Source organism: Arthrobacter sunyaminii (assembly GCF_018866305.1).
Classification (GTDB): Bacteria; Actinomycetota; Actinomycetes; order Actinomycetales; family Micrococcaceae; genus Arthrobacter_B; species Arthrobacter_B sunyaminii.
In genome coordinates this window covers 556,157-577,476 of sequence record NZ_CP076456.1, presented here as the reverse complement: position 1 = coordinate 577,476, position 21,320 = coordinate 556,157, and the positions used below count along the sequence as shown (strand labels likewise).

General features: G+C 64.5%; 20 protein-coding genes, 1 tRNA gene and 2 riboswitches. Of the genes, 8 read left to right on the top strand and 13 right to left on the bottom strand.

All coding sequences use genetic code 11. The annotated features are described in order from the left end of the window. The first annotated feature begins 10 nt into the window (after positions 1-10). Together KG104_RS02650 and KG104_RS02645 are read left to right on the top strand one after the other, a co-directional pair. Positions 11-520, top strand: coding sequence for a MarR family winged helix-turn-helix transcriptional regulator (locus tag KG104_RS02650; RefSeq protein ID WP_207348519.1), 510 nt, complete (start codon positions 11-13; stop codon positions 518-520). Between the two features lie 67 nt (positions 521-587). Beyond that, positions 588-661, top strand: a tRNA-Arg gene (locus KG104_RS02645). A 56-nt stretch (positions 662-717) separates the two neighbouring features. On the opposite strand, the gene KG104_RS02640 is transcribed toward KG104_RS02645, so the two are convergent. Continuing rightward, positions 718-2,634, bottom strand: a complete 1,917-nt coding sequence (locus KG104_RS02640; RefSeq protein ID WP_207348518.1) for an ABC transporter ATP-binding protein — start codon at positions 2,632-2,634, stop codon at positions 718-720. Between the two features lie 210 nt (positions 2,635-2,844). Here KG104_RS02640 and KG104_RS02635 point away from each other — a divergent pair, with 210 nt between their 5' ends. Next, positions 2,845-4,518: a sensor histidine kinase gene (locus KG104_RS02635; RefSeq protein ID WP_207348517.1), complete on the top strand. Its 1,674-nt coding sequence runs from the start codon at positions 2,845-2,847 to the stop codon at positions 4,516-4,518. 10 nt (positions 4,519-4,528) lie between these two features. Here KG104_RS02635 and fdhD read toward each other — a convergent pair whose 3' ends face one another. The 9 genes from fdhD to KG104_RS02595 all read right to left on the bottom strand — a co-directional run bounded on the left by fdhD (position 4,529) and on the right by KG104_RS02595 (position 12,245). Next, a complete protein-coding gene (gene fdhD / locus KG104_RS02630) occupies positions 4,529-5,356 on the bottom strand; it encodes a formate dehydrogenase accessory sulfurtransferase FdhD (RefSeq protein ID WP_104056109.1) in 828 nt (275 codons plus the stop codon). A gap of 99 nt (positions 5,357-5,455) precedes the next feature. Beyond that, the gene (locus KG104_RS02625; RefSeq protein ID WP_104056107.1) at positions 5,456-6,748 is read right to left on the bottom strand and encodes a molybdopterin molybdotransferase MoeA; all 1,293 of its coding nucleotides are present in this window, start codon (positions 6,746-6,748) and stop codon (positions 5,456-5,458) included. Continuing rightward, positions 6,738-7,028 (bottom strand): DUF6457 domain-containing protein, encoded by a 291-nt coding sequence (locus tag KG104_RS17950; protein ID WP_237687278.1) that lies wholly within the window; start codon positions 7,026-7,028, stop codon positions 6,738-6,740. The genes KG104_RS02625 and KG104_RS17950 overlap by 11 nt, the downstream gene beginning before the upstream one ends. Positions 7,029-7,060: 32 nt before the next feature. After that, complete coding sequence (gene mobA / locus KG104_RS02620) at positions 7,061-7,777, bottom strand: molybdenum cofactor guanylyltransferase (RefSeq protein ID WP_237687277.1); 717 nt, start codon at positions 7,775-7,777, stop codon at positions 7,061-7,063. Continuing rightward, on the bottom strand, positions 7,777-8,277 hold the full coding sequence (locus KG104_RS02615) for an HNH endonuclease (RefSeq protein ID WP_104056105.1): 501 nt from the start codon (positions 8,275-8,277) through the stop codon (positions 7,777-7,779). The genes mobA and KG104_RS02615 overlap by 1 nt, the downstream gene beginning before the upstream one ends. Positions 8,278-8,494: 217 nt before the next feature. Continuing rightward, the gene (locus tag KG104_RS02610; RefSeq protein ID WP_207348516.1) at positions 8,495-9,340 is read right to left on the bottom strand and encodes an NlpC/P60 family protein; all 846 of its coding nucleotides are present in this window, start codon (positions 9,338-9,340) and stop codon (positions 8,495-8,497) included. 32 nt (positions 9,341-9,372) lie between these two features. After that, the gene (locus KG104_RS02605; RefSeq protein WP_207348515.1) at positions 9,373-10,209 is read right to left on the bottom strand and encodes an NlpC/P60 family protein; all 837 of its coding nucleotides are present in this window, start codon (positions 10,207-10,209) and stop codon (positions 9,373-9,375) included. Between the two features lie 3 nt (positions 10,210-10,212). Next, positions 10,213-10,399: riboswitch (cyclic di-AMP (ydaO/yuaA leader) on the bottom strand. Between the two features lie 95 nt (positions 10,400-10,494). Further along, positions 10,495-11,265, bottom strand: a complete 771-nt coding sequence (locus KG104_RS02600; protein WP_207348514.1) for a M23 family metallopeptidase — start codon at positions 11,263-11,265, stop codon at positions 10,495-10,497. Positions 11,266-11,267: 2 nt separating this feature from the next. Further along, positions 11,268-11,481, bottom strand: a riboswitch (cyclic di-AMP (ydaO/yuaA leader). A gap of 65 nt (positions 11,482-11,546) precedes the next feature. Further along, positions 11,547-12,245, bottom strand: a complete 699-nt coding sequence (locus KG104_RS02595; RefSeq protein ID WP_104056097.1) for an iron-dependent transcriptional repressor DtxR — start codon at positions 12,243-12,245, stop codon at positions 11,547-11,549. A 229-nt stretch (positions 12,246-12,474) separates the two neighbouring features. Between KG104_RS02595 and serC the strand changes: the two genes are divergently transcribed. Beyond that, on the top strand, positions 12,475-13,605 hold the full coding sequence (gene serC, locus KG104_RS02590; RefSeq protein ID WP_207348513.1) for a phosphoserine transaminase: 1,131 nt from the start codon (positions 12,475-12,477) through the stop codon (positions 13,603-13,605). Positions 13,606-13,647: 42 nt separating this feature from the next. Here serC and KG104_RS02585 read toward each other — a convergent pair whose 3' ends face one another. Genes KG104_RS02585 through KG104_RS02575 form a run of 3 tightly spaced genes read right to left on the bottom strand, consistent with a single transcriptional unit; the run spans position 13,648 to position 15,908 of the window. Beyond that, entirely contained in the window at positions 13,648-14,922 is a 1,275-nt protein-coding gene (locus tag KG104_RS02585; protein ID WP_104056093.1) for an MFS transporter, read from the bottom strand. A 51-nt stretch (positions 14,923-14,973) separates the two neighbouring features. Continuing rightward, positions 14,974-15,510, bottom strand: a complete 537-nt coding sequence (locus tag KG104_RS02580; protein ID WP_104056091.1) for a DUF3027 domain-containing protein — start codon at positions 15,508-15,510, stop codon at positions 14,974-14,976. Positions 15,511-15,524: 14 nt separating this feature from the next. Continuing rightward, positions 15,525-15,908, bottom strand: coding sequence for a cold-shock protein (locus KG104_RS02575; protein WP_104056228.1), 384 nt, complete (start codon positions 15,906-15,908; stop codon positions 15,525-15,527). A gap of 242 nt (positions 15,909-16,150) precedes the next feature. Between KG104_RS02575 and KG104_RS02570 the strand changes: the two genes are divergently transcribed. The 4 genes from KG104_RS02570 (at position 16,151) to KG104_RS02555 (ending at position 21,319) form a co-directional block, all read left to right on the top strand. Beyond that, positions 16,151-16,414, top strand: a complete 264-nt coding sequence (locus KG104_RS02570; RefSeq protein ID WP_207348512.1) for a hypothetical protein — start codon at positions 16,151-16,153, stop codon at positions 16,412-16,414. Between the two features lie 39 nt (positions 16,415-16,453). Continuing rightward, positions 16,454-18,886, top strand: a complete 2,433-nt coding sequence (locus KG104_RS02565; RefSeq protein ID WP_207348511.1) for a helicase-associated domain-containing protein — start codon at positions 16,454-16,456, stop codon at positions 18,884-18,886. After that, complete coding sequence (locus KG104_RS02560; protein ID WP_207348510.1) at positions 18,879-20,525, top strand: DNA repair helicase XPB; 1,647 nt, start codon at positions 18,879-18,881, stop codon at positions 20,523-20,525. Before KG104_RS02565 ends, KG104_RS02560 begins: the two co-directional genes overlap by 8 nt. Positions 20,526-20,605: 80 nt before the next feature. Next, complete coding sequence (locus KG104_RS02555; RefSeq protein ID WP_104056083.1) at positions 20,606-21,319, top strand: response regulator transcription factor; 714 nt, start codon at positions 20,606-20,608, stop codon at positions 21,317-21,319. Position 21,320: the final 1 nt, after the last annotated feature.

Sequence of the window (21,320 nt, the reverse complement as noted above, 5' to 3'; positions counted from 1 at the left end):
CAGTAGGACCGTGGAAGAAATAGACCTGCGGCGCAACATCATCAACGCCATCCGCGGCATGAGCCTTGACGGGCAGCGCGTGGCGGATACTTTCGCGCACCGGCACGGACTCAATAACACCGATATGCGGGCATTGACCCTCATCATGGAGGCTGAGCTGAAGCATGAAGCTCTGACGGCCGGCCGGCTAAGCGCCAAGCTGGGCACTTCCACCGGAGCCACCACTGCGGTGATAGACCGGCTGGAACGGATCGGACACGTCCACCGCAACCGGGACCATGCGGACCGCCGGAAAGTAACCCTTCATTTTGAACCGCTGGCGATGCAGCTCGCGGGGGCGTACTTCGGGCCGCTCGGAGCGCTCACCGACGAGGTCATGAACCGGTACACCACGGAGGAACTGGCAACTGTCCACCGGTTCATGGAAGACATGCGCTCTGCCTATGCTGCTCATCAGGCCGCGTTGGCCGATCCTGTTCCGCCGGCGGCAACAGAGCCCGCCGAACAACACGGACCGTAATGCCTGCAACAACACCGCCGCGGAAACAGGTAAGCTGATAACCGCCTGCCGGCCAGTCCGGCAGTCCGCCCTCGTAGCTCAGTAGGATAGAGCGGCCCTCTCCTAAAGGGCAGGTCGTCGGTTCGATTCCGGCCGGGGGCACTTTTTGTGCCCGGGAGCCTTCACGCCCCGGGCTTTTCCATGCCCCGGGCATCTCCTTACGGTGCCGTCGGCTGTTCCCCGCCCGAAGCGCCCGCGTCCACGGCTTGCACCGTTTCCACCGCAAACTGCGTGCCGTGCAGCTCCGCGTAGCGTCCCCCCAGCGCCAACAGCTCAGTGTGGGTGCCCTGCTCCGCGATGAGGCCTCCCTCAATCACCAGAATCTTGTCCGCGTTGCGAATGGTGGACAACCGGTGCGCAATGACGACGGCGGTGCGGCCTTCCAGCGCTTCCCCGAGGGCAGCCTGCACGGCGGCTTCGGACGTGGAGTCCAAAGCCGCAGTCGCTTCGTCCAAAATGACGATCCGGGGCTGGGCCAGCAACAGCCGGGCGATCGTCATCCGCTGGCGCTCTCCGCCCGACAGCCGGTAGCCGCGCTCCCCCACCATGGTGTCCAGGCCGTCGGGAAGGGAGCGGATCAGGTCCTCGAGGCGGGCGCGCCGCAGCGCATCCCACACCTGTTCCTCGCTGGCTTCCGGATTGGCTAGGAGCAGGTTGGAGCGGATGCTTTCATGGAACAGGTGCCCGTCCTGGGTGACCATTCCCAGCGCCTGCCGGATGGAAGCGAAACTGACGTCCCGGACATCGGTCCCGGAAAAGCGCACGGCTCCGGAATCGACGTCGTACAGCCGGGAGAGCAGCTGGGCAATGGTGGATTTGCCGGCACCGGAAGTGCCCACCAGGGCAACCGTCTGGCCCGGCTCCACCCGGAACGAAATGCCGTGCAGCACTTCTTCGCCGCCGCGGGAATCCAGCACCGCAACATCCTCCAGCGATGCCAGCGACACTTTGTCCGCCGTCGGATAGGCGAACCGGACGTCGTCAAACTCCACAGCCAGCGGACCCTCCGGAACCGGAACCGGGTTCTCCTTCTCACGAATCAGCGGCTTGAGGTCGAGGATTTCGAAAACGCGCTCGAAACTCACCACCGCGCTCATGATTTCCACCCGGGCATTGGCCAGCGACGTCAGCGGTGCATAGAGCCGGGTCAGCAGCAACGCAAGCGTCACCACATCGCCTGTGTCCAGCCGCCCGGTCAGGGCAAAGTAGCCGCCCAGCCCATAGACCAGGGCCAGAGCCAGGGCGGAAACCAGGGTCAGAGCAGTGACGAAAACTGCCTGCATCATGGCCATTTTCACGCCAATGTCCCGTACCCGGGCTGCCCGTACCGAGAACTCGGTTGATTCCTGCTCAGGCCGGCCGAACAGCTTCACCAGCGTGGCACCGGGTGCCGAGAACCGCTCAGTCATCTGCGTGCCCATGGACGCGTTGTGGTTGGCCGCCTCACGGCGCAGCGAAGCAAGTTTTCCGCCCATTCGGCGGGCGGGGATCAGGAACACCGGCAACAGCAGCATCGCCAGCACGGTCACCTGCCAGGAGGTGTTGAGCATGACGATCAGAGTCAGGACCAGGGCCACGACATTGCTGACGACGCCGGAGAGGGTTCCACTGAAGGCCTGCTGGGCTCCAATGACGTCATTATTCAACCGGCTGACCAAGGCACCTGTCCGGGTGCGGGTGAAGAAGGCGATCGGCATTTTCTGCACATGATCAAAGACGGCGGTCCTTAGGTCCAGGATGACCTGCTCACCGATCCGCGACGAGAACCAGCGGGTAGCCAGGGACACCGCAGCATCCGCCACTGCCACTGCCCCGATGAGCGCCGCCAATTGGATGACCACGCCCGTCGCCGAGCGCGCCACGATGGCATTGACAACTTCTCCTGCCAGCACCGGCGTGGCAACTGCCAGAAAAGCACCAAGGGTGGACAGCAGGATGAAGCCGATCAGTTGCTTCTTGTAGGGAGAAGCAAACGTGACTATCCGCTTGAGGGTTTCCTTGGAGATCTTGTTGGTGCTGCCCTTGGCGGTGGAGATTTTATGAAGAGAACTCCAGGCCGCGCTTTCCATGCTCATGATCTGTCCTTATGTTGTTGACCCTCTCCAGCTTAAGCCTCGGCACTGACACCGGATGCCGGGTCCAATGTCCCGGACAGCGTCTCCAACCCGGGGCCCGATGGAACCAAAACCCCACAGTGACGGCAGACACACCAATAAGTGTGCGCGCTGGTAGGATTCCTTTCGCCGGGTCCTCCTCGGGAGCTCGGCACACAACGAAAGGCATCCATGCCCACGGCTCTCCTACCGCTGCCGGAAACATCCGGTGATGCCGGTGAACAGTGCGCGGTAGTGGCGGTCCGCAGCGCCGATCTCCGGGACACAGCGGAGGCCGTCCTGCTGGCAGCGGGCCTCGTTCCCGTGCATGTGGAGTCTGAGCACGAAGTCGTCAGCGCCATCCTTGAAGGCGATGTGGTGCTGGCAGTTGTCGACGCGGAAATGCTGGCGGCAACAGGGCCTGAACACCTGAGCCGGCTGCGGCAGGAACCCTCCGTGGCCTCGCTGCCGGTCATCCTGCTGGCCGGCGATGAAGAGCTGGACATTGAAACCATGGTCCAGCTGAGCATCACCCACTTTGTAGCCGGCAGCGTCCAAAGCACGGATCTGGCCAACCGCGTGGCCCTTATCCTGGCAGGCACCCGGGCCACCCGCCGCCGCAAGGTCGCCGCGGCCCGTCTCCGGGACAAAGCCCGGGCCGTGTCCGCCGCGCTGCGGGGAACCAACGACCCCCAGCAGATGGCTGCCCTTGCCGTTCAGGGGCTCGGCGAGGCGTTTGGCGCCTGCCACGTCAGGATTGAGACGTTCCAGGACGAGCGTGTTCCCGAGGTGGCAGCGTCCTGGAGCATGACCAGCGGAACAGCCGGCCTACCTCGGCTTCCCCTGACCGAAACCTCAATCCTCAGTTCCTCGTTATGGGATCGTGAAGCTGTTCTTCGGATTGAGGACCACCTCTGCTCCGACGATCCCGAGAGCGACATGTTCCCGGCCCGCGTGCCTGCCGCTGTGCGGACATCGGTCTTTGCTCCGCTGGGCCACGGGGATCAGGTGCTTGGCTATGTTTGGATTGCCGGCACCACCGGACCCAGGAGGTGGAGCCGGACAGAACTTTCCCTCATCCAGCACGTATGCGGGAATCTGGCTCACGGACTGGTGCAGGGGCACGTCATTACGGCCCAGCGTGAGGTGTTGGCGCGGCTGCGGGAACTCGATCGGGCCAAGACTGACTTCGTTGCCACAGTGAATCACGAGCTGCGGACCCCGCTAACATCGATTACCGGCTACCTTGAGCTAATCCTCGAGGGCTCTGGAGAAGACATTCCGCCGAAAACCAGGCAGATGCTGGAAATAGTTGGGCGCAATGCCGCCAGGCTGGATCAGCTCATTTCCGATCTGCTCACCATTTCGCGCACGGATGCCCATGCAGGTCTGGCGTTGGAGGATCTGGACCTCCGTGAACTGCTGGATACCGTGGCTGCGTCCCTTGCTCCCGCTGCCGCTGCCAGCGGGATTACGCTGCAACTCGGGCTGCTGCCGGCGGCGCATGTGGTGCGGGGGGACAAAGCCCAGCTGGAACAGGTCTTTACGAACCTGTTGTCGAATGCCGTGAAGTTCACCCTTCCCGGCGGGACTGTTAACGTGTGCAGCAAAATGGTGGCCATGGACGCCGGACGCCAGATCAGGGTTCAAATTGTGGACAACGGCATCGGCATCCCGGAAGCGGACCTGCCCAAGCTGTTTCGGCGCTTTTTCCGGGCCTCCAACGCCACCTCGGCCGCCATCCCCGGCACCGGCCTTGGCCTGGCTATCGTTCAGGACATCGTGCTCCAGCACGGCGGGGAGCTGGACATCGATTCAACCCTGGGCCGCGGCACTACGGTCACGGTCCAGATCCCCGCCTGCTGACCGGTCTTTCTCAGGCCAGAATCCGTTCCGGATACGAATAGCAGTTCAAGGACGATCCGCGGCTGAAACCAACCACGGTCATTCCGGCGTCCTGGGCCAGTTCCACCGACAACGACGACGGCGCACTCACCGCCGCCAGCACCGGAATCCCGGCCAGCTGCGCCTTCTGCACCAGCTCAAAGGATGCCCGGCCGGAAACCTGCAGCACGGTCCCGCGCAGCGGCAGCATTCCGGCACGCAGGGCCCAGCCAACCACCTTGTCGACGGCGTTGTGGCGCCCAACATCTTCACGCAGGCACAACAGCTCACCTTGGACAGTGAACAATCCGGCGGCGTGCACGCCACCGGTGCGGTCAAAGACCTTCTGTTTCTGCCGGAGCTGTTCCGGCAGCCCGGCCAGGATCCGCAGCGGCACCCGGACGTCGTCGTCGCCCACCGAAAAATGGGACGACTTGCGAACCGCTTCTATGGAGGCGGTGCCGCAGATACCGCACGAACTTGAGGTGTAGACGTGGCGCTCCATCGTGGTGTCCGGCAGGGCGGTGCCGGGCCGCAACTGCACATCCACCACGTTGAAGGTCTGCTGCCCGGAGTCGTCGACGCCGGCGCAGTAGCGCAGGCTGACCAGCTGTCCCGGTTCCCAGATGATGCCTTCTGAAACCAGGAACCCTGCAACCAGGTCGAAATCGTCGCCCGGCGTCCTCATCGTCACGGTGAACGAACGGCCGCCCACCCTGATCTCCAACGGCTCTTCGCCGGCCAGTACGTCCTCGCGCTTGGTGACTGTTCCGTCCGTCCGGAATTTCGTAATCTGACCGCGTCTGGTAACCCGTCCCATACTCTCTCCTTAGACACACCCGCTTTTAGCAACCGGTTTATCCAACCACTGCCTGCTCTTCCACCGTGGCGGCTGCCCGTCCGGTGTGCCGCACCTGCCCTAACGTGCCGGAGGCTGCTCTACCGTCCAGGGCAGCGGCAGCGCGGTAACGGCTTCGTCAGTGGTGCACCCTGCCTCGGGGACCACCATCACCGCATCAGCGTCCGCGATCCCCCGAAGCATTCCCGATCGGAAGTACGGCGACGGCACCGCCCTACCGTTCTCGATCCGGCACGGAATAAGCCGCGTCCGTCCCGGCAGCGGCTCGATATCCACTCCGGCGAGCACATGCCGTTCAGGCGGGAGCGGAGCGCCGCGGAGCCCGTCCAGAAGCGGCTGGAGGACGGTGAAGACCGCCATCATGGCAGCCAGCGGATTGCCGGGAAGCGCCACAAGCAAACGTCCGTCGGGAAGGCGTGCCAGCATGGTGGGGTGTCCGGGGCGCATGGCGATGCCGTCGATCAGCATCTCAGCCTGCATGTCCTCCAGCGCCTGGCGCAGGTGGTCGGCCTCAGACCGGCCGGTACCTCCGGTGGTGATCAGCACGTCTCCGGAGGACATCGCGATGGACATCTCGTCCGTGGCGTCGGAGCTCAATGCCGCCACAACGTCTTCATAACGGTCCGAGAGACGCCTCACCACATCCATGCGGCCGCCCAGCATGGTCACCAGCTGGGGCAGCTGGGGGCCGAAAGTATCCCGCACCTGGCCGGCTTCCGGAAGACCGTACTCAATGACTTCATCACCGGTCAGCAGGAGGGACACCCGGGGAGGGCGCAGCACCGGCAAGGTGTCATGCCCGCACACAGCTGCCAGGGCAATGTGTGCCGGGTTGAGCACGGTGCCCCGTGTAATGGTGACTTCGCCGGCCGCCGCCTCTTCCCCCGCCGGCCGGATGTGCTCGCCGACGCTGGGTTCGTCTCCTCGGGCGCTGGAGCTGAGGGTGAGCTTGTCACCGCCGGAGACAACACCGCTTTCGGAGCGAAGCACACTGCTTGCCCCGGCAGGAATCATTCCGCCGGTGAGGATGGCCACGGCCTGTCCGGGCTGCAGCGGGCGGCGCCCTGATTCCTTGTGGATCTGCCAGCGCTCCGCCCGGGGTTCTTCGTGGGTCACCAGCTGCCAGGGCGGCGGACCGGATACGGCCCAGCCGTCCATCGCAGAGGAGGCATAGTGGGGAACCGGTTGCAGCGCCGTTGTATCCAGCGCGAGGATTTGCCCCAGTGCCTCGGCCAGCGGGACTGTTTCATAGGGAAGCGGCCGTCCTGCGGAGTATGCGGAGCTACGGGCATGTTCCCACGCTGCGTTCGGCTGCAGCGGAAGTATGACGGGCGTTGAGTTGTCAGTGGTCATCAGTATCTCCGGTTTCACCGTAGTTTTTGCATTCTCGGGCAGCCGCGCGCATCGCTGCGCCCATGGCGGCGGTGTCGTCGGCCTGGCCGCTCCCGGCGGCCAGGCCTGCCGCGAATCCCGCGATGAAGGTGGTCAGCGGAGCAGCCGGGCGGACTACGGTGTGCGCTGCAACGGAGGCCAGCTGCAACACTGCGCCAACATCCACTGTGGTGTCTTCAAGCTCCAAGGAGGTGAGCAGTCTGCCGCACCACGCTTCGAGTTCCTCTTCCTGGCTTGCCATTTCCTGCTCCTTTATCGGCGCATATCTGCACGCTAGTTCAACGCCGCGGGCGCATCCGGGTCCCCGGCGGTTCCGGGTTTCACTGACCAGCGGCCCGCGTCCTCCCAGGTGTCAATGTCCGCTGTGCTGTGGGGCGGCACCGCAACGTTCCTCCATTGCACCCTAGCAAGGAGCCGCTTCATTGAAAGGTTTTCCAGTCCGCCAGGCCTGTCGAAGAAGCTGACGGCGGCACCCAGGGCAGCCGTTCGATACAGTCCGGCCAACGGCTGGGATCTTCCGGATTCGTCAACGCAGAGGAGGGATTGGGGCGGTCGGCTCCCTTCAGGACTGTCGTCTGCCGGGTTGCCTGCTTCTAGGAGGAGCGCCGTTACTGCCGCAGAGATGAACGGCATGTCGCAGGCAAGGACCAGCGTCCATTCGGGCGGGGTTGCCCCCGTGAACTCATCCCGTGACGCCAGCGCAGTCCATGCTGCGGCTACGGCGGCTGCCGGGCCCGAGAACGGCGGGTCCTCCCGGACCAATTGCGCAGGAACACCGGATGCCTCCACGGCAGCGGACAGCTCCGGCGGCCCCGCTACGGCGCAGCTGCGTGCCCCGGACGCAGCCTCCAGCGCAACTGCCAGAAGCGTGCGGCCGGAAGACTCCAGCAGAGCTTTCGGTGTTCCGCCGAGCCTGGAGGATCTCCCGCCGGCAAGAATAATGGCATTGTGTCCGGCCAGATGGCCCAACCCCCAGGTATTGGGCTCCATCAGGCTGCGGTGCCGGCATCGAGGAACTGATTCCATTGCGGTGCCGGCCGTTCCAATTCGCGAATTTGCCAGCGTGCTCCCCGCGGCGGCTGGGGCCGGAACCTAAGCTGCCATCCCAGCTGGGTGAGGGTCCTGTCGCCTTTTGCATTGTTGCACCGCAGGCAGCATGCAACCAGGTTTTCCCAACTGTCCGCCCCGCCCCTGGCCCGGGGAAGGACGTGGTCCACGGTGGACGCAGCCTTGCCGCAGTAGGCACATTGGTGACCATCACGGCGCAGGACTCCGCGCCGGGTGGCAACGGTGCCTTCCCGATACGGAACTTTCACATATCGGTGCAGCAGGATCACTGATGGTCGAGGAAGGATTTCCGTGGGCCCAACCACTGGTTCGCCGTCTTCTGCAACAACGCTTGCTTTTCCTGCCAACACCAGCACCAGCGCCCGCCGGAAGCTCACTACAGCCAACGGCTCATACCCGGCATTCAGAACGAGAGTGCGCATAGACGTTTTCCTCTTCGCCTGCGGTCCGTCGGCGGGGCCAGACCCGTCGACGGATGAAGGGACTTCGGATGATCTATGGAAAGGGTATGCCCCCATCCGGGTCTTCGCCATTTCCGGCACCAGCCGCAGGTTTAAACGCGTCAAGGGTTCCCCCCGAAGGAGGAACCCTTGACAACTCCGGCGTATCGGAGCGGGCGCAGAGTGTTTTACAGGCCTTCTAGCGGACCCGGATGTACACGCCGCCCGAGCCGAGCTCGGCCGGAGCGACTACCGTGGAGTTTCCGTTGAAGCCGCCGTGGATGGCCTGGCCGTTGCCCACGTAAACAGCAATATGGGCCATACCCATGCCGCCGTCTGCGTAGTAGATCAGGTCGCCCGGAACAGCCTGTGAGGCGCTGACGGTGCTGCCCAGGGACAGGTAGCCTGCAGGCCAGTCGTGAAAACTGATTCCTGCAGCAGCCAGTGAGTTGGTAACCAGCATGGTGCAGTCCTGCGACACGCCCAGCTGGGCGTAAGCAGCCGCTGCAATGATGGAAGCCGTACCGGAGGCCGCCGGAGCGCTGTCCTGGACCGGAGCGGGGCTGGCCGAGACGGCAGGCTGCGCACCGTAGCCCGCAGGAGTTGCATCCTGCAGCGGGGCGGCTGCCTGGGACTGCTCTGCCGCGGGCTGCCCTGCCTCGGACTGCCCTGCCTCAGACTGCACTGCCGGCGTCTGCAGCGCAGTCTGGGACTGCACGGCGATCTCAGGCTGCACTGCTTCAGGAGCCGTAATGACACCGGCAACGGCCGGACGGTCAAAGTTCACGGAAGCAGTGGAAGGAACCGTCAGTTGTGCGGCAGCGGTCAGGTCCAGCGTGCTGGTCTGAACGTCGCGGGCAACATCGGAACCTGTCGCGTTGGCTGCGACACCGGAAGCCAGAACCAGGCCCGATGCGGCAACAACAACAGCCGCCTGCCGTCCCATGGTTCCGGCGTTGGCGGACACTGCCTGGGCAAGTGCACTCAGCGGGGCGGTGCGTTCCACCGGTGCCCGGTGACGGGCACGCTCAGTTGTAGAAGTCATGCGAGTGAAGTCTCCGTTATCTGCAACTGGGCTTAGCTGACGCGGACGAAGCTTGCGCCGCCGAGGTAGGACAGCGGGTGCAGAACGGTGTTCATACCGTCGAAGCCGCCGCTGATTACCTGACCGTTGCCCACGTAGATTGCTACGTGGCCGGAGGTGATGACGAGGTCGCCCGGCTCGGGCGAGCCGACAACAGAGCCGTATGCGAAGAACTGTGCGGGAGCCAGGTCGCCAACCGACTTGCCGACCGAGCGCAGTGCATTCTCCACCATGGCGGTGCAGTCCTGGGCAACGCCGATCTGCGAGTAGGCGGAGGCCACCAGGGCCGCGCCAATACCGCTGGCTGCGGGAGCAGGAGCCGAAGCAGCTGCGGGAGCCGGGGTGTTGACGGCCGGAGCCGCTGCCGGTGCCGCGTTGGTGGCGGCCGGGGCTGCGGGCTGGGCCTGAACGGCTACGGCCTGCTGCGCCTGAACGGCGGCAACCTGCTGGGCCTGAGCTGCCTGCTCCTGGGCTACGGCGGCGGCAGCCGCTGCTGCTTCTTCCGCAGCAACCTGGGCACGGTATTCAGCGCCGGACACAGCGGAGACCGGCTCAATGGTGGCCAGTTCGAAGGGTGCCTGTGCGGAGACCGAAACGGCGCCGGTGGTGGTTACGGCACTGAGCGGCGTGGCCTCGAGTGCCTGACGATCGGTGCTGACGGCTGCCTGGGCGGGAAGACCAGCGGCCAGGACGAGTCCTGAAGCAGCGACGACGACGGCTGCCTGGCGGCCGATGGTTCCCACATTGGAGGTGACGGCCCGGGACAATGCTGAAATTGGGCTCGACTGGACGGTGGCCGCGCGACGGCGGCCGTGAGCTACTGATGACACAAGTTTGCCTCTCCCAATGCCTGCGAGGTGAGCTGTCGGATTCGGATGGGAGTCACCCGGTTGCCGGCTGTGAAGCCTGGCAACTTAACCCCAAGGGCTTCTTGCGAAGCCCGAATTTGGTTCCCCCGCCTCTGCCATGCGATGTTGCGAACGGACCTCAGACAGTGGCAGAGCTCGGCGATCTGTTAGAGGGTGCCCGATCTTTAGGTCGATCAGGCACGAGGATGACCTTACAACAACATTTGGCCAATGTCACGTTCAGGTCACGGAATGGTTATCCTGCGGTCACAGCCAGCCCAGCGGGTCAACAACTTCGCCGTTCACCATGACCTCAAAGTGCAGGTGGCAGCCCGTGGAAGCACCGGTGGTACCGCTGGCCCCCACCAGGTCTCCCCGCTCCACGGTGGCTCCCACAGCAACGGCAAGGCTGGACATGTGGTTGTAAGTCGTTTCAACACCGTTGCCGTGGTCCACGACCACGCGGTTGCCGCCACCGTAGGCGTGCCAGCCCGAGAAGGTCACGGTCCCGGACGCAGCTGCCGTGACGTCAGTGCCGCAGGCGGCCGAGAAGTCCTGGCCGCGGTGCATCTCGCCCGCGGTGCCCGTGATCGGGCTGACACGGTAGCCGAAGCCCGACGTTTCAACGAGGTCCGCTGCCAGCGGCTTCGCGAGCGTTCCCTTGGCCGCGCCTGCAGAGACCTCCGAACCCGAGGCAACAACCACGTGTCGGAGTTTGGCTTCGGGATCGAATTTGCTGCTGAGCGCGGCGCGTTCAAAGCTGACGGTTGCTTCGGGGTCAGCCGATACCACCGGGGCTTCAACCGCAACAGACTGCAGTTCCTGCACGGGCTCGCTGACGGCGGCGGTGGTGGGGATGGCAACGGTGAGGATCAGGCCGGAGGTTGCCGCTGTGATGGCTACCTTTTGTGCGGTGTCACCTAGGGTGTGGTTCTTGGTTTCTGCGCGGCGGCGGCCGGAAGTCTGGCCGTTCCGGGGGCGTGGAGCCGGGGCCGGAGCAGACGCGCGGCGTCTGCCCGGGGCAGCATGCTTCGACAAGGTATACCTCTCTCATATGCCTGCGAAGTTAGCTGTCGGATTCGAGTAGAGAAACTCGGCCCCGCACTCACCACCGGCCGCACCAGTGGTGCGGCCGCTGTGCTGATGCTGGAGGCTTCACCCCGAGGCAGCCTTGGCTGCCGATTGATGGGTCCTCCGCCCCTGCCTGAAAGTCTGAAATTCCGGGCCAGTGGCAGGGTTCGGCGTAAGGCCCGGATAACGGTGTTATTTCAACGTCAGTAAGTCACTATAGGTTAAGGAAGCCAAAAGAGACCATTCCGTTATCCAGCGGTGGAAACAAACACGTGGTTGGCTACCTCTGGAGGAAGCTCGAGTGCCCCTTCAATTCCTGGTACGCGCACGGAGATGTAGCCGGCCACCGTCTCGGCGGTAAGTTCCGCTCCCGGGCGCAGCCCTGCCTCATCAAGCTGAACGAGCAGCTCGGGTTCCACCTGGACCGGCTCGGCAAGACGAACCAGTTGCAGCTTGGTTCCGGGCTCAGTCGCGGCAACCGCCGCAACCAGGTTGATGACTCCGTGGTGGAAGAGTTCGGCGGCTACTCCGCCAATCTCTTCCAGGCCCGGGATGGGGTTTCCATACGGCGATTCCGTGGGCCGGCCCAACAATTCGTAAAGGCGCCGCTCCACCCGCTCGCTCATCACGTGTTCCCAGCGGCAGGCTTCATCATGCACATACGCCCAGTCCAAGCCGATCACGTCTGAGAGCAGCCGTTCCGCCAGACGGTGCTTACGCATCACTTCCGTTGCCCGGCGCCGGCCCAGTTCGGTCAGCTCGAGATGCCTGTTCCCGGACACCACCACCAGTCCGTCCCGTTCCATCCGGCCGATTGTCTGGGAAACCGTGGGCCCGGAGTGGCGCAGGCGTTCTGCGATCCGCGCCCGGAGCGCAACGATGTTCTCCTCTTCAAGCTCCAGGATGGTCCGCAGATACATCTCAGTGGTATCAATGAGGTCCGTCATGGCAGGGCCGCTCCTATGTATTCGAGGGAAGATCAGGAGAACAACGGCGGGACGCCGCCGCCACAGGTGATTACTGCCAATACGTTACTTCATTGACCCACAGGGCGGATAATTCCAGCAGTGTCCGGCACCTTGCTGAGCGAGTTCACAAATGGCCCGGACACGGCACGGTGGGGCAGAATAAAAGGGCATATCAGAGCACCCTGCCTACCGCTTGGAGCGATACCCCATGGGCGAAACCGCCGCGCTTACGATTCCCGCCGAACTACTCCCCCGGGACGGGCGGTTCGGTGCCGGCCCCTCCAAGGTGCGCCCGGAACAGATGGAAGCACTGTCCCGCGCCGGCTCAAACCTGCTCGGCACCTCCCACCGCCAGGCACCCGTCCGGAATCTTGTGGGGAGCGTCCGGGAGGGACTCTCCAGCCTTTTTCGCGCACCGGACGGCTACGAGGTGGTACTTGGGGTAGGCGGTTCCACCGCATTCTGGGATGTGGCGTCCTTCGGCCTGGTTCGGGAAAAAGCACAGCATTTGTCCTTCGGCGAGTTCGGTTCCAAGTTCGCCGCGGCCACCAACAAGGCTCCGTTCCTCGCGGAGTCCTCCATCATCAAGGCTGACCCGGGAACCCGTCCCGAGGCTGTCGCTGAGGCCGGAGTGGACGTTTACGCCTGGCCCCAGAATGAAACATCCACGGGCGTCGCCGCACCGGTCCGGCGGGTTCAGGGCGCCGACGCCGATTCACTGGTCCTCATCGACGCGACCTCTGCCGCCGGTGGCTTGGATGTGGACCTGGCGGAGTCCGATGTGTACTACTTTGCTCCGCAGAAGAACTTCGCTTCCGACGGAGGGCTGTGGCTGGGCATGTTTTCCCCCGCAGCACTGGAACGGGCAGCGCAGATCAATGCAACGGACCGCTGGATTCCCGATTTCCTGAACCTGCAGACGGCCATCGACAATTCCAAGCTCAACCAGACCTACAACACGCCGTCGCTGTCCACCCTGGTGACGCTGAACGCGCAAATCGAATGGCTGAACGCGAACGGCGGGCTGGACTTCGCCACCGCGCGCACAGCGGACTCCGCCGGCCGGATCTATGCCTGGGCGGAAGCTTCCCCTCTGGCCACTCCCTTCGTGGCCCGGCCCGAGGACCGCTCCAATGTCATTGCCACGATTGACTTCGACGACAGCATTGATGCGGCGGCAATCGCAAAGACGCTGCGCGCAAACGGCGTCGTCGATGTGGAGCCTTACCGCAAGCTCGGCCGCAACCAGCTGCGGATCGCGACGTTCGTGGCCATCGAGCCGGACGACGTCAGTGCGCTGCTGCAGTGCATTGACTACGTCATCGAACACACCCGGTAGTTCCCCCGGACAGCGAGACAGCCAACCAGCAGGACCCGGCCTTTAGACCAGGCCCGGGTCCTGCTCTGTCTCACTGGTGGTCATATGGAGCCGCCGGGGAAGGGCGCGGTCGTAGTGAATCCGCAGGTGGTGCGCCCGCCATGCCCAGACGAAACCCACCACGGCGGTGATGAGCCCGGAAGCGGCGGCAACGCCCAGGCTCCAGCGCGGCCCAAAACTGTTGGAAACCCAGCCCACCAGAGGAGCGCCAATAGGGGTCCCGCCCATGAAGATGGCGAAGTACAGCGCCATCACCCGCCCGCGCATCACCGGGGTGGTGGTCGTCTGGACATAGGCGTTGGCGCTGGTCATCAGGGTGAGCGCAAAGAGCCCCACCGGAATGAGGGACACGGCAAACCACAACAGGGTGGGCGCTGAGGCTGCCACCAGGCAGGCTGCACCAAAAGCCCCGGCCGCACCGAAGACAAAACGCAGCCGCGGTTTGTCGCGCCGTGCCGAGAGCAGCGCCCCGCACACCGATCCAATGGCCATGACCGAGTTCAGCAAACCGAAGACTCCGGCATCCTGGCCAAACTCGGTGCGCGCCATGGCGGCAATGAAAACGGCGAAGTTGAGCCCGAAGGTCCCCACGATAAACACGGCCAGAAGCACCATCATCAGGTCGGGGCGAAGCCGGACGTACCGCAAACCCGCCCTGATGCGTCCCTTGCCCGGAGCCGCTTTGGGCAGGACCCTCAGTTCACTGCTGCGCATCTTCAGCAGGGCGATGACCATGGCTGCGAAAGTGAGGGTGTTAATAAGGAAGACCCAGCCCGGGCCTACCGCAACCGTCAGCAGTCCTGCTGCGGCGGGGCCGACCATGCGGGCACCGTTGAAGGAGGCACTGTTCAGGGCAACGGCGTTGGGCAGGTCTGATTCACCCACGACTTCCGAAACGAAGCTTTGGCGGGCCGGCGCGTCCACGGCGGAGACCACACCCAGCGCAAGCGCAAAGGCGTAGACGTGCCACAGCTGGGCGGCGCCCGAAAGGACCAGCACCCCCAGCCCCAGGCCCAGAGCGGCCATGGCCACTTGAGTGAAGACCAGCACCTTGCGCCGGTTGTAAGTGTCGGCAATCAGTCCGGCCCAGGGAGCCAGCACCAGCTGGGGACCGAGCTGCAGGGCCATGACAATGCCCATCGCGGCGGCGTCCTGATCCGTGAGGATGTCATACACGAGCCAGTCCTGGGCGGTCCGCTGCATCCAGGTGCCGATATTGGACACCAGCGCACCCAGGAACCAGATGCGGTAGTTAAAGAACCTCAGCGACCGGAACACAGCTCACCACCGGCCAGACAAGACTTGATGATTTCCCCCGGACCCACTGGTTTAACGATCCTCCTGCGCTGCCCCGTCCTGGCCGGTGCCGTCCCCGGCACTGTCTGCGGCATCGTCTGCTGCGTTGCCGTCGCCGTCGGGCTGTTCGCGCTCCTGCGCCGCACGGGCGGCTTCCTCAGCGGCAACGTCCTCCGGACGCAGCCGTTCCGACCACGGCAGCCATTCCGGAGCCAGAACAGCATGTTCCGAGGGCAGCAGGCCCACCTCACACACCGTCGCCGCTTTGCCCCGCGGCACCCGGGCCACCGTGGCATACCAGTGCCAGCCGTTGTAGCCGGGGCGCAGGGACTCAAAACGGTGCGTTACCAGGCGCTCCGCGTCGGGAAACGCACCGATGTAGGACCCGATCTGCTCAGCCGGGACAACTTCGAGAAGTCCTGCACGGGCCGTTTCAACGGCGGCTGCCAAAACCGCGTCCGGCTTCGATGGCCGGCGTACGCGGCGGGGGGCCTTGGCAGGTGACTGGGTTCCGTCGGCAGCAGCTGCCGCGGAAACCGTTTCGGAAGATTCTGTTGCGCTAGTGCTCATGCAGCGAGTCCGCCTTATACGTCCAGGTCATCGGCAACGGCACGCAGAACGGCCGCCACCTTGGTGGCATGCTTCTTATCCGGATACCGGCCCTTGCGCAGGCCGTTCGAGACTGCATCCAACAGTTTAATAAGGTCTTCGGTAATGATTGCCATGTCATCCGCGCTCTTGCGCGTGGCCCGGGCCACCGACGGCGGAGCTTCCAGAATCCGGGCCGAGAGGGCCTGTGGCCCCCGCCGCCCGTCGGCAACACCAAACTCCATGCGGGTACCGGGCTTTACCTCGGTGACACCGGCCGGAAGCGCCGAGGCATGAAGAAATACTTCCTGGCCCTCGTCTGTGGCCAGAAACCCAAAACCTTTACCAGTGTCGAACCACTTGACCTTGCCGATGGGCACTTCGGTTACCTCGTTCTTAGCTGTTGAGTGCAGCAGATGCCTGCCGCATTGTCCGCATCCCGTAATTTCGTCCGCGTGCAGCACTGGTGCGCGGCAACTGTTTCCACTTAATGCGGGCCTGCCAGATACTACGGGAGAGATACTACGGGGAAGTCTGTTCCCTTTAGAATATCCCGCCCGGGTAATCCTTCTCCGTGCCCAACCTTTGGAGGGCACCGTTTCCGCTGTTAGCGTTAAAGCCCATGGACACCCGCACGCCTTCGCCCGGCGAGACACCGCAACGCACCGCCCCCCAGAAGTCCATTTTTCGACGGGTGCTCTCGGGCACTGCCGCGATGCTGGCTGTCCTGGGTCTGCTCTGTCTGGGAGTTGTTCTCCTCTCCGCTCTTCGCGGTGAGAGCGTCTGGCCCGGCTTCGCCGCGGGGGCCATCTATTTGCTCCCGGCGGCATTCCTCCTGATGGCAGGCCTAATAATTGACGGACTCCGCCGCAGGCGACGCGGCTAAGCCGTTTGTTTTGGTTCCTGGTCGGGTAACGTGGAGACGATGTCCGCGATCCGAGCTTTAGCCGAAGATCTAGCTGCACGCAGTGACGACCAACTGCGTGAATTGCTTGCGGCCCGACCAGACCTGGTCCTGCCTCCGGTCCCTGATTTCCAAGCCCTTGCGGCCCGTGCGTCAACACGGATCAGCGTCCAGCGCGTGCTGGAAAAGCTCACCTCCCCCGAGTTGCAGGTCCTGGAGGCCGTGGACCTGACGACCAATGAAAACTCGCACCTCAGCACCACGGCGTCGTGGCTGAAGAGCGCCATAGCCGGGTCCACCATCAAGGCCCTGGACGCCATCCTTAACCACCTGCACGCACTTGCCCTGCTGCGCCGCGCCACTCCGCACCCCGGAGCGCCCAAGGCCGACGCCGGACGCCGCTTCTATTTGCCGGTCTCAGTGCTGGGCGAAGCGCTGGGCGCCTACCCCGCGGGGTTGGGCCGGCCCTATTCCACGCTTGCAGTCCAACAACCGGAATTCGGCCAGCGGCTCGTGGGCATTGTGGAGGGACTGCGCCAAAGCGGCATTCCCATGGAAAGGGCAGACACCCCTGCCACCGCGGCCCACTCGCTGCACCACCTGGTTTCGGATCCGGCCGGCTGGAGCATGCTGATGGCCGATGCGCCGCAGCAAACCCTCGACCTCCTTCGACGGTTCAAGTACTCCCCGGTGGGTACCATCCCCAAAAAGGCCGCGCTGGGCCGTGCCGTGCTTGATAATCCTTCCCCCACACCCGTGGAGTGGCTGATAGCCCGCGGACTCCTGGTTCCACTGGATGCGCTGCATGTGGAGCTTCCCCGCCCCGTGGGCCAGGCTTCCCGGGGTCACGTCATTGTTTCTGATTTCAAGCTTTCGCCTCCCGTTCCGGCCACCCGGCGCGTCTCCAACAACGTGCGGGACAATGCCGCTTTCGGGGCAGTGGCAGAAACCCTGCGGCTGGTCACCGAGCTGCTGACCCTTGCCGCGTCAACACCGATCAGCACACTGCGCTCAGGCGGAGTGGGAGTGCGGGAGGTGCGCCGGGTTTCGGAAGCACTGCGCGTTGATGTGCCCTCCACCGCCTGGCTGCTGGAACTGGCCGCACTGGCCGGCCTGTTGTCTCTGGACGTCACCACCTCCCGCTGGTGCATCACTGAGGAGACCTGGCTGACCCTGGACCGGCATGAGCAGTGGAAGCAGCTCGTGAGCGCATGGCTGGAGGCAGACCGTGCTCCGTCCCTGGTGGGCAGTCCGCTGCCCGGCGGCGGCGCTGTCAACGCCCTGGCAGCCGAGGCATCCCGTCCCGATGCACCGCTGGTGCGCAAGCGGTCGCTGGAGATGCTTTCCGCCATGCTGGAGGAGGACACCGCTGAGGAAGGTTCCACCGGAGCCCTTGACGGAGAATCCCTCGTGGGTGCCTTGACCTGGCACCAGCCCCGGCTTCAGCGCCGCTTTGCGCGGCTGGTTCCCGGCATCCTCAAAGAAGCCGCCCAGTTGGGGTTGCTCGGATCGGGGGCCCTCACCGGTCTGGGCGCCGCCGTTGCCGCCGGCGACTGGGACACTGCGGTGGAACGCCTGCGCAATGCACTCCCGGAACCGCTGAACTCCTTCCTGCTGCAGGCGGACCTGACGGCTGTCGCTCCCGGATATCTGGAGCCCGGCGTCGCCCGCAAGCTCGCTTCCATTGCTGTGGCTGAGGGCCAGGGCCCTGCCACCATCTACCGCTTCAGCGCTGACTCCATCCGCCGCGCCCTGGATGACGGGCAGAGCGCCGCGGACATCTTGGATTTCCTGCGCCGGCATTCAGCCACGGAAGTCCCCCAGCCGTTAAGGTATCTGGTGGAAGACACCTCTGCCCGCTACGGACGGCTCCGGGTCGGTGCCATGGCTTCCTACCTCCGAAGCGACGACGAGGACGGGCTCTCCGGCCTGATGGTCGATCCCGGCACAGCAGCTCTGGGTCTGGTGCGGCTGTCGCCCACCGTCATCGGCTCCGTGGCAAGCCCGCAGGAGCTCTCCCATACCCTGCGCGAGCTCGGATACACGCCCGCGCTGGAGGGCCGTGCCCGCCCGGTGGCCGGATCCCACGCGCATCCGCCCATCACCGTACCGGCGTCGTCGCGCACCCGGCTCAATCCCTGGGAACTGACGGACGAGGATATTGCGGACCAGCTGGCAGCCCTGCGCGGCTCCGGACCCCCCGTCGCCGGACGCAGCGAGAGCCAGCCCCTGATCGGGTTGGAAATCCTCCGCGAAGCCATCCGCACCCGCAGCTCGGTCCGGATGGGTGTCGTGGACAGCCAGGGGAATCAGCGGCAGGAAATTTTCGTTCCCTTATCAGTCACCGACGGACGGGTGCGGGTCTTTGATCCGCGCCGGGACGTGGAGAGAGTGGTGTCGGTGCACCGAATCATGGATGTCGAAATAGTGGAGGATACCCCGGCGCATGGCTGACGGACCGTTGATTGTCCAGAGTGATAAAACCATTCTGCTGGAGGTGGATCATGCCCAATCGACAGAGGCGCGGCACGCCATCGCCGCCTTTGCCGAGCTTGAAAGGGCGCCTGAGCACATCCACAGTTACCGGCTGACGCCGCTGGGCCTGTGGAATGCCCGGGCCGCGGGGCTCGACGCCGAGCAGGTCCTTAACACCCTGCTGACTTACTCCCGCTTCCCGGTGCCGCACTCGCTGCTGGTGGACATTGAGGAAACCATGTCCCGCTACGGGCGGCTGCGGCTGGAGAAGGACCCCCAGCACGGCTTGGTGCTGCGCACCAATGACTACCCGGTGCTGGAAGAAGTGATGCACGCCAAGAAGATCCAGCCGCTGCTCGGTCCGAGGATCGACGGCGAGACCGTGGTGGTGCAGTCCTCCATGCGCGGGCAGCTCAAGCAGCTGCTGCTGAAGCTTGGCTGGCCTGCCGAGGACCTGGCCGGTTATGTGGACGGCACCCCGCACCCGATCATGCTCAATGAAGACGGCTGGTCGCTGCGCCCGTACCAGAAGCTCGCCACGGAGAACTTCTGGGCCGGCGGATCCGGCGTCGTCGTCCTGCCCTGCGGCGCGGGGAAGACGCTGGTGGGCGCCGCGGCCATGGCCACCAGCTCAACCACCACCCTGATCCTGGTCACCAACACGGTCTCGGCCCGGCAGTGGAAGGACGAGCTGCTCAAGCGGACGTCGCTGACCGAAGATGAGATTGGCGAATATTCCGGGGCGGTGAAGGAAGTCCGGCCGGTCACCATCGCCACCTACCAGGTGCTCACGCTGAAGCGCGGCGGACTGTATCAGCATCTCGAGCTGCTGGATGCCAATGACTGGGGCCTGATTATCTATGACGAGGTGCACCTGCTGCCGGCGCCGATTTTCCGGATGACGGCGGATCTGCAGGCCCGCCGCCGCCTCGGGCTGACCGCCACACTGGTACGCGAGGACGGACGCGAGGGTGAAGTCTTCTCGCTGATCGGCCCCAAGCGCTACGACGCGCCGTGGAAGGACATTGAGGCGCAGGGCTACATTGCCCCGGCCGAATGCGTCGAGGTCCGGGTGGACCTGCCCCGCGATGAGCGGGTGGCCTACGCCATGGCAGAAGACGCAGACAAGTACCGCCTGTGCTCGACATCGGAAACCAAGACCGGCGTCGTCGAACAGCTGGTCCGCCGCCATGCCGGCGAGCAGACCCTGGTGATCGGGCAGTATCTGGACCAGCTGGATGAGCTGGCGGAGCGCCTGGATGCCCCGGTCATCAAGGGTGACACTCCGGTGAAGGAACGCCAGCGGCTGTTCAACGAGTTTCGGGACGGCACGCTGACCACCCTGGTGGTTTCCAAAGTTGCCAACTTCTCCATCGATCTGCCGGAAGCGTCAGTGGCTGTGCAGGTGTCCGGGTCCTTCGGTTCCCGGCAGGAAGAGGCCCAGCGGCTGGGCCGGCTGCTGCGCCCCAAGGCAGACGGCAAGGCGGCGCACTTCTACACGGTGGTGGCACGGGACACCCTGGACCAGGACTTCGCGGCTAAACGGCAGCGCTTCCTCGCTGAACAGGGCTACGCCTACTCCATTCTCGACGCGGCGGACATCGAAAAGCCGGTTTAGACGCCAGACACCAGCTCGCAGTCAGCAACTGTCGGGCCTACCTACAGACAACGCACAGCTAAATGTAAGAAACTGATTGAGTGAATAAATCATCCGGACCTGAAGCCCGTCTCCTGGTCGTTGACGACGAGCCCAACATTCGCGAACTCCTTTCCACCTCCCTTCGCTTCGCCGGTTTCGACGTAGTAGCCGCCGGAAACGGGCGGGAGGCCCTTGCCGCCGTGGAGGAGCATGCCCCGGACCTTGCCGTCCTGGACGTCATGCTCCCGGACATGGACGGTTTCACGCTCACCCGGCGCCTGCGGGCGGCCGGCCGGCATTTCCCGGTGGTTTTCCTGACGGCCCGGGACGACACCGAGGACAAGGTCACCGGACTGACCGTAGGCGGGGATGACTACGTCACCAAGCCGTTCAGCCTCGACGAAGTCGTGGCACGCATCCGCGCTGTGCTGCGGCGGACCCAGCCCCTCGACGACGACGACGCCGTCCTGCGCGTCGATGACCTCGAGCTTGACGATGACGCGCATGAAGTCCGGCGCGGCGGGGTCACTATTGATCTCTCCCCCACCGAGTTCAAGCTGCTCCGTTACCTGATGCTTAATCCCAACCGGGTATTGTCCAAAGCCCAGATTCTGGACCATGTCTGGGAGTACGACTTCAACGGCGACGCCTCCATTGTGGAGTCCTACATTTCGTACCTGCGCCGCAAGATTGACCGCAGCCCGGACGCGCCCGCCCTGATCCAGACCAAGCGCGGGGTGGGTTACCTGCTGCGTACGTCGGAGAAGCGCTAAG

What these genes read in the sequence shown, in the direction of transcription:
- KG104_RS02610 (WP_207348516.1), bottom strand. Translation starts at nt 9,340, where the DNA reads ATGACTTCTACAACTGAGCGTGCCCGTCACCGGGCACCGGTGGAACGC.
- KG104_RS02615 (WP_104056105.1), bottom strand. Translation starts at nt 8,277, where the DNA reads ATGCGCACTCTCGTTCTGAATGCCGGGTATGAGCCGTTGGCTGTAGTG.
- KG104_RS02595 (WP_104056097.1), bottom strand. Translation starts at nt 12,245, where the DNA reads ATGACGGACCTCATTGATACCACTGAGATGTATCTGCGGACCATCCTG.
- KG104_RS02570 (WP_207348512.1), top strand. Translation starts at nt 16,151, where the DNA reads ATGGACACCCGCACGCCTTCGCCCGGCGAGACACCGCAACGCACCGCC.
- KG104_RS17950 (WP_237687278.1), bottom strand. Translation starts at nt 7,028, where the DNA reads ATGGCAAGCCAGGAAGAGGAACTCGAAGCGTGGTGCGGCAGACTGCTC.
- KG104_RS02565 (WP_207348511.1), top strand. Translation starts at nt 16,454, where the DNA reads ATGTCCGCGATCCGAGCTTTAGCCGAAGATCTAGCTGCACGCAGTGAC.
- fdhD (WP_104056109.1), bottom strand. Translation starts at nt 5,356, where the DNA reads ATGGGACGGGTTACCAGACGCGGTCAGATTACGAAATTCCGGACGGAC.
- KG104_RS02580 (WP_104056091.1), bottom strand. Translation starts at nt 15,510, where the DNA reads ATGAGCACTAGCGCAACAGAATCTTCCGAAACGGTTTCCGCGGCAGCT.
- KG104_RS02640 (WP_207348518.1), bottom strand. Translation starts at nt 2,634, where the DNA reads ATGAGCATGGAAAGCGCGGCCTGGAGTTCTCTTCATAAAATCTCCACC.
- mobA (WP_237687277.1), bottom strand. Translation starts at nt 7,777, where the DNA reads ATGGAGCCCAATACCTGGGGGTTGGGCCATCTGGCCGGACACAATGCC.
- serC (WP_207348513.1), top strand. Translation starts at nt 12,475, where the DNA reads ATGGGCGAAACCGCCGCGCTTACGATTCCCGCCGAACTACTCCCCCGG.
- KG104_RS02635 (WP_207348517.1), top strand. Translation starts at nt 2,845, where the DNA reads ATGCCCACGGCTCTCCTACCGCTGCCGGAAACATCCGGTGATGCCGGT.
- KG104_RS02560 (WP_207348510.1), top strand. Translation starts at nt 18,879, where the DNA reads ATGGCTGACGGACCGTTGATTGTCCAGAGTGATAAAACCATTCTGCTG.
- KG104_RS02625 (WP_104056107.1), bottom strand. Translation starts at nt 6,748, where the DNA reads ATGACCACTGACAACTCAACGCCCGTCATACTTCCGCTGCAGCCGAAC.